General features: G+C 62.8%; 13 protein-coding genes. 8 read left to right on the top strand and 5 right to left on the bottom strand.

Going from position 1 to position 13,864, the window contains the following annotated elements:
- Positions 1 to 35: 35 nt before the first annotated feature.
- The 3 genes from G4O04_00755 to G4O04_00745 form a co-directional block, all read right to left on the bottom strand.
- The gene (locus G4O04_00755) at positions 36 to 1,055 is read right to left on the bottom strand and encodes a carbohydrate kinase family protein (protein HEY57081.1); all 1,020 of its coding nucleotides are present in this window, start codon (positions 1,053 to 1,055) and stop codon (positions 36 to 38) included.
- Positions 1,052 to 2,119, bottom strand: a complete 1,068-nt coding sequence (gene mtnA / locus G4O04_00750) for an S-methyl-5-thioribose-1-phosphate isomerase (protein HEY57080.1) — start codon at positions 2,117 to 2,119, stop codon at positions 1,052 to 1,054. The genes G4O04_00755 and mtnA overlap by 4 nt, the downstream gene beginning before the upstream one ends.
- Positions 2,120 to 2,298: 179 nt before the next feature.
- Positions 2,299 to 3,678, bottom strand: a complete 1,380-nt coding sequence (locus tag G4O04_00745; protein HEY57079.1) for a 4Fe-4S cluster-binding domain-containing protein — start codon at positions 3,676 to 3,678, stop codon at positions 2,299 to 2,301.
- Between the two features lie 215 nt (positions 3,679 to 3,893).
- On the opposite strand from G4O04_00745, the gene G4O04_00740 reads away from it, so the two are divergent.
- The 6 genes from G4O04_00740 (at position 3,894) to G4O04_00715 (ending at position 10,049) form a co-directional block, all read left to right on the top strand.
- Positions 3,894 to 4,724, top strand: coding sequence for an IclR family transcriptional regulator (locus G4O04_00740; protein ID HEY57078.1), 831 nt, complete (start codon positions 3,894 to 3,896; stop codon positions 4,722 to 4,724).
- 139 nt (positions 4,725 to 4,863) lie between these two features.
- On the top strand, positions 4,864 to 6,309 hold the full coding sequence (locus tag G4O04_00735) for an ABC transporter substrate-binding protein (GenBank protein ID HEY57077.1): 1,446 nt from the start codon (positions 4,864 to 4,866) through the stop codon (positions 6,307 to 6,309).
- 102 nt (positions 6,310 to 6,411) lie between these two features.
- Positions 6,412 to 7,398 carry a branched-chain amino acid ABC transporter permease gene (locus G4O04_00730; protein HEY57076.1) on the top strand — a complete coding sequence of 329 codons (987 nt, stop codon included), beginning with the start codon at positions 6,412 to 6,414 and terminating at the stop codon, positions 7,396 to 7,398.
- Positions 7,395 to 8,534, top strand: coding sequence for a branched-chain amino acid ABC transporter permease (locus tag G4O04_00725; GenBank protein HEY57075.1), 1,140 nt, complete (start codon positions 7,395 to 7,397; stop codon positions 8,532 to 8,534). The genes G4O04_00730 and G4O04_00725 overlap by 4 nt, the downstream gene beginning before the upstream one ends.
- Entirely contained in the window at positions 8,531 to 9,364 is an 834-nt protein-coding gene (locus G4O04_00720) for an ABC transporter ATP-binding protein (GenBank protein HEY57074.1), read from the top strand. Before G4O04_00725 ends, G4O04_00720 begins: the two co-directional genes overlap by 4 nt.
- Positions 9,348 to 10,049 carry an ABC transporter ATP-binding protein gene (locus tag G4O04_00715; protein HEY57073.1) on the top strand — a complete coding sequence of 234 codons (702 nt, stop codon included), beginning with the start codon at positions 9,348 to 9,350 and terminating at the stop codon, positions 10,047 to 10,049. The genes G4O04_00720 and G4O04_00715 overlap by 17 nt, the downstream gene beginning before the upstream one ends.
- 193 nt (positions 10,050 to 10,242) lie before the next feature.
- On the opposite strand, the gene G4O04_00710 is transcribed toward G4O04_00715, so the two are convergent.
- Together G4O04_00710 and G4O04_00705 are read right to left on the bottom strand one after the other, a co-directional pair.
- Complete coding sequence (locus G4O04_00710; GenBank protein ID HEY57072.1) at positions 10,243 to 11,850, bottom strand: DUF348 domain-containing protein; 1,608 nt, start codon at positions 11,848 to 11,850, stop codon at positions 10,243 to 10,245.
- A 4-nt stretch (positions 11,851 to 11,854) separates the two neighbouring features.
- On the bottom strand, positions 11,855 to 12,421 hold the full coding sequence (locus G4O04_00705) for an LmeA family phospholipid-binding protein (protein HEY57071.1): 567 nt from the start codon (positions 12,419 to 12,421) through the stop codon (positions 11,855 to 11,857).
- Between the two features lie 53 nt (positions 12,422 to 12,474).
- Here G4O04_00705 and scpB point away from each other — a divergent pair, with 53 nt between their 5' ends.
- Positions 12,475 to 13,026, top strand: a complete 552-nt coding sequence (gene scpB / locus G4O04_00700) for an SMC-Scp complex subunit ScpB (protein ID HEY57070.1) — start codon at positions 12,475 to 12,477, stop codon at positions 13,024 to 13,026.
- A gap of 46 nt (positions 13,027 to 13,072) precedes the next feature.
- Complete coding sequence (locus tag G4O04_00695; protein HEY57069.1) at positions 13,073 to 13,852, top strand: rRNA pseudouridine synthase; 780 nt, start codon at positions 13,073 to 13,075, stop codon at positions 13,850 to 13,852.
- Positions 13,853 to 13,864 lie beyond the last annotated feature (12 nt).

The raw sequence follows: 13,864 nt of genomic DNA, 5'->3' as shown, positions 1-13,864 counted from the left end.
CGTGGTTGAGGTTGCCTGGTTATCTGGTTGCTTGGTTACTTGGTGTCCTGGCTGCCCGGTTGGTTTCCTGCAAGGTGGGAGGCATCACCGGGGTGCACGAGGATCGCCTCAATGTGTCGCGCCGCCTCTTCGCCAAAGGCCTCGCGGAAGCGGGCCAGGAACKCYTCGCGGGTGTAGGTGTGACCTTGTGGGCCCTGGGCTTCCAGGCAATAGGTGGCGGCCAGCGCGCCCAGGCGGCCGGCCAGGTCCAGGGACAGTCCGTGCAGATAGCCCTTGAGAAAGCCGCCGCGGAAGGCATCTCCCACACCGGTGGGGTCCACCACCTGGCGCGGAGGCACGGCCGGCACGCAGATGTCCTCACCTTCCACGGTGATGGTCGTCCCTTTCTCGCCCCGGGTGACCACCACCAAAGGCACCCGCTGCCGGATTTCTTCGGCGCTGAGGCCCGTCTTCTGCTGGATGAGGGCAAACTCGTACTCATTGCAGAACAGCGCCGCCGCGCCGTCCACCCCCTCCAGCAACTCTTCCCCGCCAAAGCGCACCGTTTGCTGGCTGGGGTCGTAGAAGTAAGGGATGCCCAACGTCTTGCACTCCTGCACCCGCTTGCGCATGGCCTGGGGGGCGTCGGGCGAGACGACCACCAGATCGGGGCGTTCATCTAAGTCGGCGATGGAGAGAGTGGCGGCGTGGGCCATGGCGCCGGGGTAAAAACTGGCAATTTGCGCCTGGGCCAAATCGGTGTTGGCAAAAAACGAAGCCGTCGTCTCGCCGGGGATGACCTTGATGTAGCGCGTCTCCACGCCCACCCGCTCCAAAAAAGCGCGATACTCCTCGAAGTCCTCCCCCACCGTGGCCAGGATGGCCGGTCGTTCGCCCAGGAGGGCCATGGTATAGGCGATATTGGGGGCAATACCGCCCCGTCGGCGCACCAGACTGTCCACCAAAAAGGAAAGGCTTAGCGATTTCAACTGGTCGGAGATGATGTGATCCCGAAAGTATCCGGGGAAGGTCATCAGATAATCATAGGCCACCGAACCGGAAAGCAGCACCTTCATCGCTTCTGCTCCTGCTGAGCCTGGGCCACCACCGCACGCAATCCCTGATCGTAAGGAGGCCGCACGATGCCGTACTCGGTGACGATGGCCGTGACCAGCCGCGCCGGGGTGACATCAAAGGCCGGATTGCGGGCACTGGCCCCCTCAGGGGTCACCCGCCGCCCTTGGAAGGCCAGTTCCAGGACCTCCGAGGGGTCCCGCTCCTCAATGAGGATGTGCCATCCCGAAGGGAGGTTCAGGTCAATGGTGGAGGTGGGTACCACGGGGTAAAAAGGGACGCCGTTGTCATAGGCGGCCAGAGCCAGCATGTAGGTCCCGATTTTATTGGCCACATCGCCGTTGGCCGCCACCCGGTCGGCGCCCACGAACACTTTCTGCGCCTGACCGGTGCGCAAAAAGTACCCTGCCGCGTTGTCGGAGATGATATCGAAGGGGATGCCGTACTGCTGCAATTCCCAGGCCGTCAATCGGGCGCCCTGCAACCGGGGCCGTGTCTCATCCACCAGCACATGAATGCGCTTGCCCTGTTCGTGGGCCATGCGGATCACCCCCAAGGCCGTGCCCCAGTCCACGGTGGCCAGGGCCCCCGTGTTGCAGTGGTGGATGATGGTATCGCCGTCCTCGATGAGCGTGGCCCCGATTTCGGCCATCTTTTTGTTCACGGCTACATCTTCATTGGCGATGCGCTGGGCCTCGCTCAGCACGGCTTCGCGGAGGTCGTCCACCCCACCCGCTGCCCGGCGGGCAGCGGCCAGCACCCGCTCCACCGCCCAGGCCAGGTTGACCGCCGTGGGGCGAGCGGCTTTGAGCGTCGGCGCGGCTTCGTCTTCCAGAAAGCGCAGCAAAGCCTCGCGGTCGCCACCGGAAAACTGCCGGGCAGCCAGAGCCAAGCCAAAAGCCGCCGCCGCGCCGATGGCCGGCGCGCCGCGCACCACCATCTGCCGGATGGCGTCAGCCACTTCCTGATAGGTGGTGTAGGTTGCCAGGCGAAACTCGCCAGGCAGCAAACGCTGATCGATGAGTTGCAGGGCTTGCTGGTCCTCGTTCCAGGCCACGGTGCGCATGGTCTTCTCCTTCAGATTTACCGCCAGGGAAAGTCGCAGTAAAACGACGCCCTCAAAGAGAGCGTCGTCGGTGCTTTGCCCAGGGCAAGTTTATCACGGCTTGGAGGATTTGGAAACCTTGAGGAAATAAAACAAAGGCCTGTCAGAGGTGGCGACCTCTGACAGGCCCGGGGTAGGGGTTACAGCACAGCGGGTACCTTTTCCGCCTCAAAAGGATCCTTTTCAACCTCCCACCAAGTGATGGGTTCCTCTACCTCGAAGAAGAACTTCTCCTCCCCAAAGGCCGGTTGCAATTGATCCAGCCAGGTGGCTTCGGGGTCGTATTTGGCGAAGAAGGGCCGACCGATCCAATCCGGGTTGCGCCCCTGGAGAAACTCCAACACGATGACCCACTCGCCCTTGATCTTGGCCGTGCCGACCACACGTACCTTGCCCGGCCAGGCCGACATGGAGGGGCCGCGCACCGTGCGGGCCAACCCGCTCACCTGCTCATATGCCTGGCGGAAAATCTGCTGCGCCCGCACCAGTGGCACCTCAAAGTAGTTCTTCGGGCCAGTATCCCGCTCCACGAACATGTAGTACGGGATCATCCCCAACTTGACCCCTTCGCGCCACATGGTGGCCCAGGTTTCGGGGTTGTCGTTGATGGGATGCACGATAGGCGCCTGCATCCGGATCTCGGCGCCGGTATCCCGCACCCGCCGGATGGCTTCGCGCACGATCTCGGTGGACATTTCCCGTGGATGGGTGAAGTGCGCCATAATGGCCAGATGCTTCCCCGACTTGACCACCTGCTCATACAAACTCAGCACATCGTCGGCATCGTCATCGGTGACAAAGCGTTGCGGCCAATAAGCAAGGGCCTTGGTACCGATGCGGATGTCGCGAATGTGTTCCAGCCCGGGGCCCAACAAAGGCTCAATGTACTCCCGCAAAGCGCGGGCCTTCATAATCATCGGATCGCCGCCCGTGAACAGCACATCGGTGACGAACTTGTGGCGCTTGAGATACTCTACGAACCGCTCCACCTGGCGCGACTCGAACTTCAATTCTTGAATCCCCACAAACTGCGCCCAACGAAAGCAATAGGTGCAGTAGGCATGGCATGTTTGCCCCTGGGCGGGGAAGAAGAGCACCGTCTCTCGATACTTGTGTTGCACCCCCGACAACTTCTCCCCGTCCAACTCCGGCACATTGTGGGTCATTTGCCCCGCAGGATGGGGGTTCAGTTTGTTGAAGCGGATTTCGTTCGCCTTGGCCAGAATCTCTTTCTGAGAAGCCCCTTTACGCAGCAGAACCCGCATCGCCAGGAAATCTTCCCGGTCCAGCATCCCCGGCTGGGGGAAGGTCAATTGAAACATCGGATCGTCGGGCACATTGTCCCAGTCGATCAGGTCCTCGATGACATACACATTGGAGCGGAAGGGGAGCACCCGGGCGGTCACCTCCACCGCCTCACGGATCTCTGGATCCAGACGCTGCCAAAGGGGATGTTTAGCAATGTTGTGGATGGTGATGGCTTGGTAACGGCTGGGGTAACGATCCTTCCAATCAGACATAGTGGCCTCCTCAAAAAGCACCTCAAACGGATGATACGGCCCCGCAGGGCTCAGGACAAGGTGCTGTCTTTATAGCATATTTGCCTGCGGGGGCACAGGTTTTTTCTCCCAATACCCTTGCCAAGACGCCATGTTTTTGGTATCATTGTGCCACCATGCGAAACTCTGTTCCGAACCGTGAAACAAACGGCTCCACAGGACGCACCACCGGCTCGGTGCAGGTCGTCGAACGCGCCATCGCCATCCTCAAGGCCTTCACCGCCTCCGAGCCGGAGTTGAGCGTGACCGAACTCAGCCAGCGCCTGCAATTGCCCAAGAGCACCGTGTCGCGCATTTTGCAAACTCTGGCCCAGGCCGAATTCGTCAGCCGCAACCAGGAAACGGGGCGTTACCGCCTGGATGTGGGCATTCTGGCGTTGGCCGAAAATGTATTGGGCATGGCCGACCTGCGCCAGATCGCGCGGCCCTATTTGCGCGCTCTGGCCAACACCATTGGCGAAACGGCGAGTTTGAGCGTGTTGGAGCCTTACGGAGTGGTCAACCTGGAACTGGCCGTAGGAGAACAAAGGCTGGTCATGCGCGTTGGTTGGGTAGGCCGACGCATGCCGGCGCATGCCGTGTCGGCTGGCAAGGCCATGTTGGCCTTCCTGCCCCCCCAGGAACAGGAAACCTTCCTGGAACTCCCCCTTCAAGCCATCACCCCAAAAACCATCACCGATCTCGACCAGTTGCGCGCCGAACTGGCCGAAGTGCGGCGCAAAGGATATGCCCTGGCCCTGGAAGAACTGGAGGAGGGCCTCCATGCCATCTCGGCCCCGGTTTGGGACCGCACCGGGCGCCCGGTGGCCGCGGTGAGCGTTTCTGGGCCCTCCTACCGCCTCACCCTGGAGCGCATGCGCCAGATTGCCCCCCGGGTCATCGCCACCGCCACCCAAATCTCCCGTGCGCTGGGCTTCGAGCAGGATCTGGAACGACTCCCCAAACAGGACAAAGACTCACCACCTACGAACGCCTCATCCTCCAGAAGCGGGAAGAAAGGGCGCTGAGGGCTCTCATCCGCTCAGCGCCCTGCTTCAAAACAGCAGCCCATCCCCAACGAAAGGAGGTGATGCCCCGACCCCAAAAGCGCCAACATCATCTTGCCCCGTTCTCTCTTGAGTCATTCCAACCAACGAGGAGGAGGAAATGTCCAAGAAAGTGCTTGCCCTGTTGGGTGTGCTGGTGGTGCTGTCCATGCTGCTGGCCGCCTGCCAGCCCAAAGAAGTGGTGGTGACCAAGGAGGTCATCGTTACCCAAGAGGTCGAGAAAGTAGTTACCCAAGAAGTGGTGGTGACGAAAGAAGTGCCCGTCGAAAAAACGGCCGGCAAATGTGCCCCGACCACCTTTGAAGAACTGGGTGACAGCCCGATCAAGATCGGCGTCCCCGTGCCCATGTCGGCTCCCGGTTCGGTGGGCGGCGGTCGGGCGATGATCACCGCGGTGCAGATTGCGGCCAACCAGGTCAACGCCAAAGGCGGCATCATGGGCAAATACAAGGTCAAGCCCGTGTTCTACGACACCTCGGGCCTGCCCGAGCGCGGCACCGCGGCCATGGAATACCTGATCACCAGCGAGTGCGTGGTCGGCGTGGCCGGTGAGTATCACTCCTCGGCCGGAGTGGCGGAGAAAGAGGTGGCCCACAAGTACCATGTGCCGGCCATCTTCGCCGAGACCTGGAACGACAAGATTACCGGCGTGCAGTATCCTGAGGTGTTCCGCATCGCGCCGGCGTCCTCCATGGTGGCCAAGGGCGACGCCCAGTTCTTCAAGGACATGGGCGTCTCGTGGGTGGCCATCGTGACCGAGAACACCGACTACGGCATCCCCGCTTCGGAATCCACCCAGAAGAAACTGGCCGATCTGGGCATCCAGTCCGACATCTACAAGGCGGACCAGGGCACGCAGGACTTCTCCACCCTGGTCACCCGCGTGCAGCAAGACCTCTCCCAGCACGACGGCAAGAAGGCCGTGCTGGTGCTGATCACCGGCGAGACCTCCTACAACTTCGAGCAGCAGGCCGTTGAGGGTGGCCTGGCGCCGGCCGAGGACCTGATCTTCGTGGCCAACCAGGTGGCGGCCAACGCCAAGGACTTCTGGCAGAATGTGCCCGACGGCAACTACATGGTCTTCCGCTGGGTAGGTGGCGGTTCGCCCTTCGCCATGGCACGCCGCGCCGAAGCGCAGGACTTCATCCAGGCCTACAAGGACGCCTGGAAGGACCCGCAGCACTTCCCCGAGCGCTACGCCTTTGAGGCTTACGACGCCTTCATGCTGCTGGTGAAGGCCATCGAAGAAGCCGGGAGCCTGGATGCCGACGCCATCATCGCCGCGCTGGAGGCCCACAACAGCCCCGAGAACGGGGTGGCCCTGGCCCAGGGCGTCTACTACTTCCCCTACGGCACCCAGAACCCGGTGCCCAGCGATCAGCCCGAGTGGATGTGGCATCAGTGGCCCGACCCCAAGGTCTTCTTCCTGCAGTACTGGAAGAGCGGGCAGCCGCTGGAAGAGGCCTGCGCCATCTGGCCGGCTGACCAGCAGACCTGCGGTACCGACTACGTGGTGCCGGGCACGGAGCCCAACCTCAACAAATAACCGTCTCCCTCACTCCCCCAAGGGGTCGCCCTGACCCCTTGGGGGAGTTTTTGTCCATCAGGGGGTGTCCCAAAAGGTCAGGCCTGGTTTGAGGAGGCACGCATGATTGCAGCGACAACTTTTGTCGTCCCCTGGTCTCATTGGCTGGCCACCGTGACGCCAGATTACATTTTTCGCCTGGTCGTGGAAGGGCTGATGATCGGCATATTGTACAGCCTGATGGCCCTCGGGCTGACGCTCATCTTCTCGGTGTTGGATATCGTCAGTTTTGCCCACGGCGAGTTCTACATGATCGGGGGCTATGTGGTGTATTTCTGGCTCCAAAAGTTTTCCGACGCCCCTCGCCTGGTAGCCCTGCTGGCCGCAGCGGTGATCACTTTTGTTTTGGGGGTGATTTTCGAACGCCTGTTCTTACAGCCCATGGCGCGAGGCGAGGTCGAGCAACCCACCGAATACGCCATTCTGGTCACTTTTGGTCTTTCTTTCTTCCTGCAGTATCTGATGCTGGGTCTGATAGGGCCCTTCCCGAAAAAAGCCCATCGCCTGCTGGACCTGCCTTCGTTTAGCCTTGGGGTGTTGCGCGCCACGAAGACCACGCTCTTCATCGACAAGGTGGCCATCAGCGCGGGCCGTCTGGTCGCCGCGGGGGTGGCCCTGGTGGCCCTGCTGGTCGTGCTGTGGTTCATGTATCGCACCTGGACCGGGAAAGCCCTGCAGGCCGTCAGTCAGGACCGCAACGCCGCCGCCGTGGTGGGCATCAACCCCCTCAACATGAACACCCTGGCCTTTGGCATCGGGGCCATGCTGGCCGGCCTGGCCGGTGCCTCGTTAGTCACGGTGTACTCCTGGGTACCCTGGGTCGGCGTCGTCGCCTCGGGCAAGGCCTTTGTGGTGATCGTGCTGGGCGGGATGGGGTCCATCCCCGGTTCCCTCTTGGGCGGTCTGATTATCGGCGTGGTGGAATCCCTGGGCACCGGCTTGCTTTTTGATCCCTTGCGGGCTCAGGCCTACCACGATGTCTTTGGGCTGGTCATTTTCGCCCTGGTCCTGCTGCTCAAACCGACAGGCCTGTTTGGGAGGAAACTATGAACACCTTCAGGAAGACCCGGCTTTGGATCATCACAGGGGCCGGCGTGGGCATCCTGCTGTTGTTCCTCTTTCCCCTCCCCTTCCTGAGCAAGCCCTATACGCTGTACATCGCCAGCCAGGCGTTGTTCTACGCCATCCTGGCCTCCAGTTGGGCCCTGCTGGCGGGCTACAACGGCCAGTTTTCCTTCGCTCACATGGCCTTCATGGGGCTGGCCACCTACGCCAGCGGCATCCTGGGCAAGGAAACCGGCTTCATGGCCTTCAATCTTTCCCCCTGGATCAGCATTCCCTTGGGCGTGCTGTTCACCGGTCTGGTGGGTTGGGTGATCGGCTACCTGTGTCTGCGGATGCGGGGGGCTTACCTGGCGCTATTCACCATCGCCTTCTCCGAAATCGTGCGCCTGGTGATCAAAGCCGAGGTGGACATCACCGGCGGGCCCAACGGCATGTACCTCAAGCCATTGTTCAACACCACCTCTTACCTGCCCGTGTACTACACCATGGCGGTGGTCTTCCTGGGTTCGCTGGCCTTCATGCTGGCGCTGGTACGTTCGCGGTACGGGTTGTACTTCCGCGCGGTGCGGGAAGACGAAGACGCGGCCGCGGCCTTAGGGGTCAATGTGGTCAACACCCGGGTGCTGGCCTTCGTGGTCAGTTCGATGATCGCCGGTCTGGCGGGCGCGGTGTTCCACCACTTCTCGGCCGTCGGCCTCATCGTTCCCGACGAAATGATCATCGGCCGCATGAGCCTGGTGCTGGCTATGGCCATCATCGGCGGGAGCAACAACCTGGTGGCCGCCGCCATCGGGGCCATCTTCATCCACTTCTCGCTGGAGTGGCTGCAAGAAATTCCCCTTCCCGCCGGGATGATGCAAGCCTTGTCGGCCCATGTGGACACCCTACAGGCCCTGGGCATGGGGTTGGGTGAGCACGGCCTGAAGACCAACGCCTGGCGGATGGTGGCCTTTGGGGTGCTGCTGATGGTCACCCTGCGCTTCTGGCGCAACGGCCTGATCGCCCCAGTGCTGGAACGCATCACCCGACGCGAAGCCCTGGCCGAAATCGCCGCCCGACGCCAGGCCCTGGACACCGAGGGGCTGGCCGCGAGCGAGGAACAGACGGAGGGCACGCCATGAAACTGGAAGTCAAGCATCTCGTGAAGAACTTCGGAGGGTTCCAGGTGCTCAAGGGGGTGGATCTGGTTATCGATCATCCTCAACTGGTGGGTCTCATCGGGCCCAACGGGGCGGGCAAGACCACGCTAACCAACATCATCAGCGGCATGTTGGAGCCCACCAGCGGCGAAATCTGGCTGAACGGCAAGCGCATCGACGGCCTGAAGCCGTACTACATCGCCCGCCTGGGCCTGGGCCGCACCTTCCAGGTGCCCCGTGCCTTCCGCCGGATGACGGTGCTGGAAAACCTCATGGTCCCTGCCCTGGCGCTGAACTCCCAGGCGGATCGCCGCCAACTTCAGGACAAGGCCATGGAGATTTTGACCTTCCTGACCATCGACCACCTGCGCAACGAATACGGTGGTCGGCTCTCCGGCGGGCAGCAGAAACTGCTGGAACTGGGCCGTTTGTTGATGCTGGACCCCCAAATTCTCATCCTGGATGAGCCTTTCGCCGGCGTGCATCCCAAACTGCAGCGCACCATCTATGGTTACATCCGCCGGGTGCGCGAAGAGGGCCGGGCCATCATCCTCATCAGCCATGACATGGAATCCATCTTCACCCTGAGCGAACGCCTGGTGGTGCTCAATTTCGGCGAAATCATCGCCGACGGCCCTCCCGAGGAGGTCCGGCACGACCCCGCCGTCATCGAGGCCTATCTGGGCCGCGAGGAAGAAGAGGAAACGCCCGAGGCAGAAATCCTCGAAGAGGCCATCCGCGAGGTGTATTTCGCCGAGGAGGAAGGCGAGGAAGGCACAAAGGAGGAGGGCCATCATGCTGGAAGTGCGTGATCTCTATGTGGGTTACTATCGCGACCTGTTCATCCTCCAGGGAGTGAACCTTCGAGCCGAAAAAGGCAAGATCACCACCGTGCTGGGGGCCAACGGCGTGGGAAAGTCCACCCTACTCAAAGCCATCTTTGGCTTCTTGCGCCCCATGCGCGGGGAGATCCTGCTCAACGGCCAGAACATCATCTCCGTCCCCACCTACCAGCGCATCAACCTGGGACTGGCCTACATCCCCCAGCACATGAGCATCTTTCGCTGGATGCCGGTGGAGGACAACATCCTCCTGGGCGGATGGACCTTCCGCCATGACAAGGAGCGGTTGCAGCGCAAACTGGAGGAGAACTACGAGCGCTTTCCGGCGCTGAAAGAAAAACGCAAGCAGCAGGCCGGGCTGCTATCCGGCGGGCAACAGCGCATGGTGGAACTGGCCCGCACGCTCATGACCGACCCCGAGGTAATTCTGGTGGATGAGCCTACCGCCGGCCTGGCCAAACTCCTGAAACAAGAAGTGTACGACATGCTCGTGGCCCTGCGCGACCGGGACGGCAAGACCATCATCCTGGTCGACCAGGAAATCCGCCACGCCCTGCGGATTGCCGACTATGTGTATGTGCTAGAGTTGGGACGCAACAAGTTCGACGGGCCAGTGGAAGCCTTCACCGATGTGAAGGAGCGTTTCTGGTCGTAATCGCGCCGCCGTGGGAGCAGGCCCTTTACAAAGCCCTGGGGCCCACCCAGGCAGCCAGTCGCAGCAATCTCCATGGTCAGCGAAGATTTGCTCTCGCTTCACCCTTCCTGTTCCCCTTTTTGGTGGGCATGTTGAGCGGCCCTGCCGCCCGACATGCCCTTCTTTTTTGCGTTGTGACTTGCTCAGGGGATACTCAGCGCCAACTCACCGCCGTGACCAGCCCATCACCGGTCAATTGCTGAAAGGTGCCGTCGGCCACCGAAACCAAGTAAAGGTTGCCCTGGTAAACCAAGGCGATGGCGTAAGCGCCAAAGTCAGGCACCGGGCCGGGCGACCAGTGCACTTCCTGCGGCTCCAGGCCCACCCCACCCTCAGGAGGAAAGAGCACGCGGCGGTTCGAGCCATCGCGGTCCATCACCACCAGCCGATAGCGGCTGGTATCGCTTTGCTGAGGGAAGGCCGCCTGCAGATAGGCCACCCTGTAGCCGTCCTCCATGGGGGGCGAGACCTGCGGATAGGTAAACATGCCCACCTCTTCGGCCAGCACGATGGGCCAGCCCAACCCTTCGGGCAGGGCCACCAGGTGGAAGTCTGGCGCCGACTCCTGCGTGTCGGCCGCGCCGGGGCGGCCATGGCTCACGGCAAAGAGCACCTTGCCGTCGGGGCTCCAATCCATGCCCGGCACCCAGGCCCAATCGGCGTGGGTCTGGTAGGGCATGAGGTCCAGCCATGAGTCCAGCACCCCGTCATCCAGGTCAACCTCCCCCACGGCGTCGGGGCGGGCAAAACCCAGCCGCCCCTGGGGGCTCCAGGCGAAGGTGGTGCCCCACCACCCGTACACCCCACCGGCGTTGGCCTCCACCACCGTGTGCGGCTCTGAGACCCAGCCGCTGCTGCTGAAGGTGACCATCTGCAGGTCGTTGTTCGCCTGCCAGCCCGGCGGGCCGGGGCGCGGCTCGACGGTGGAGTAGTACACCGTGAGTGAAGAGTAAGGGGCAAAGGCGGCAAAGTGGGCGATGTTCTGCACCCCCAGGTTGAGCAATTGCGGCGGATCGCTGGCCAGATCAGCCACCCAGAGGGTATTCAGCGTGTCCTGATCCTTGACTTCGCGGGTGAACAGCAGCCAGCGACCATCGGGCGAAAGGGCAAACACCCGGCCATCCAGGTCGCCCGTGGTGACCACCGGGCGGCGCTGGCCGGTGTTGCCCTCCATGACCCAGGCGTTGCCTGCCGCCAGGTACGCCAGCCTTCCGGGGATTTCCCTTGGCAGGAAAGGCGCCTGCACGCCCACCATGACGATTTCCGGCTGCGGTTTCCTGACCACCACGCTCTTCACCGGTTGACTGATCACCTCAACGCCGTCCTCAAACACCTGACGGTAGGTCACCTCCCGCAGACCGTTGACGCCGGCCTGCAAGAGGCGGGTTTCCCCGGCGGGAAGGGCTTCGTTGTGCAGGACCCGTCGCTCAAAGGGGATAACTTCCTGCTCCACATGGAAGGATTCTTTGACTCGAATCACCCGCACTTCCAGGTCGCCCCCGATGAGGGTGTAATCGGGCGGCTCGGTGCGGTCCAGGGACCCCAGGGTGACCCCGGCGGCCTGCAACGCCTCGGCCACGGTGCTCCCCACGGGGACCTGCACCGTCTGCTGGCCGCCGTCCACCTGGATGGTGACCACGGCCGAGGCGTTGGCAGCCCGTTGCGGGGCCCGGCAGCCGCCCAGGGCAAAGAGGACCCCCAGGAGCAGTACCCACCCCAGGGTCCAGCGCCGATGGTATAATCGGGGTTCAGAATTGGCCATTGGGTTAGCGAATCCGGCCCACAAGGGTCAGGGTCCCGTCGGCAATGGTGACGGACTCCAAACGCAAACCGGTGAAGGCGGGGCCCACCTTTCCGGTGAACGCCTCGTCCAACATGGCCGAGAGGCCCGAAAGCAAGTCTGCGGGTACGGGCCAGGGGCCGAAATCGGCCTCTTTCAAACGGAGTTGCAGGGTGCCCTGTTCGTCGATTTCGACGGTGAGCACCACCAACATATTGGCCGTCAGGTTGCCCTGACGCACCACGCCGTAGATGTACAACGCCCCGTCGCGCAAGTAAACCTGCGGCTGCTGGAAGAAGGCGTCGGGGTCCGAGGCCATTTTGGCGGCCAGCAAGGCGGTCAACTGCGCTTCGGTGAGGGTGACCGAGATACGCCCCTCGGCATCGGCCGACGCCACGGCTTGTTTCCAGGTCTGGCGCAGGCTTTCGACCGCCTCCGGGGGTGGGGTGATCGGCGGCGCCGGCGGGGTTGGCCCGCCCAGGCCAATGGTACACGCCAAGGTGACCATCCCTAACGCAACCAGCCAGAGCCAGATTTTGCGACGCACGGGCACACGCACTCCTTTCCACAGCGGCCAAAGGTGCCTTTACGAGGGTGTATTATAGCATGAGCGACCTGGCTTTACCCCTACACGCCCAAATCGAAGCCCTGCTCTTTGTGGCCCCCGAGCCGGTGAGCGTGCGCCAACTGTCCCAGGCTCTGGCGCAGCCCCAACGGGAGGTGGAGCAGGCGCTGCAGGAACTGGCGGAGGAACTGCGCGCCCGGGGATTGCGCCTGCAGCACCATCGAGGCCGCTGGCAGTTGACCACGGCCCCCGAACTGGCCCCTTTGGTGGAGCGCTTCCTGGGCCTGGAAGCCACCTCGCGCCTGAGCCGGGCCGCTCTTGAAACGCTGGCCATTATTGCCTATCGCCAGCCCATCTCCCGCCCACAGGTCGACGCCCTCCGGGGCGTGAACAGCGACGGGGTCATCCGGAGCCTGCTGAGCAAAGGGCTGATCGAAGAGGTGGGACGCGCCGAAGGGCCGGGCCGTCCAATTCTTTATGGCACCACGGCAGCCTTTCTGCAGGCGTTCGGGCTGGCTTCGCTGGACGAGTTACCGCCGCTGGAACTGCCCGAAGGCAACGGCACGGAGCCGGACGCGCTGTTGAAGGAATGAAGGCCCAGAGGGTAGCGGTTTGCGATTGGCGATTGATGAGGTGACTATGCCCCAGGAACGTTTGAACAAAATTCTCGCCCGCGCGGGCATCGGCTCGCGGCGGGCGTGTGACGAACTCATCGCCCAGGGTCGCGTGACGGTCAACGGTCGCGTGGCCCACCTGGGCGATAAAGCCGACCCCGAAAAGGATGACATCCGCGTGGACGGGCAGCGCATTCAGCCGCCCGAACCGCTGGTGTACATTGCGCTCTACAAGCCGCGCTGGGTGCTTTCCACCATGAAGCCCGACCGCAGCACGCACAAGACCCTGCTCGATCTGGTGCCTGTACCTTACCGCCTGTTCCCTGTGGGACGCCTCGACCTGGAGAGCGAGGGCCTCATGCTGCTGACCAATGACGGCGCGTTGGCCAACCGCCTCACCCACCCGCGATATGGCCACGAGAAGGAGTATCGCGTCCTGGTCGCCAAACGGCCCGACGAGAAGCAGTTGGCGGCGTGGCGGCACGGTATCGTGCTCAGCGACGGCACGCGCACCCGCCCCGCCGAGGTATGGGTCGAGGAGCCCGTGGGCAAAGGTGCCTGGCTACGGGTCATCCTGCGCGAGGGCCGCAAGCGCCAGATCCGCGAGATGGCCGCCCTGACCGGGCTGCCCGTGGTGCGGCTCATCCGGGTGCGCATCGGGCCTTTGCGGCTGCACAATCTCAAACCCGGTGAGTGGCGCTATCTCACCGAGCAGGAAATCGCCCCGTTGAAGAAGAGCGCCCGCGAAGGCGGCCCACCACGCCGGGTCCGGAAGACCACGCCCAGGAAGCGTCATCGCCCGTGAAAGCGATGGGCA

The sequence above is a fragment of the Anaerolineae bacterium genome, assembly GCA_011176535.1.
Lineage (GTDB): Bacteria > Chloroflexota > Anaerolineae > Anaerolineales > DRMV01 > DUEP01.
The sequence above is the reverse complement of the archived record's forward strand: the minus strand, read 5'-3'. Positions and strand labels throughout refer to the sequence as shown.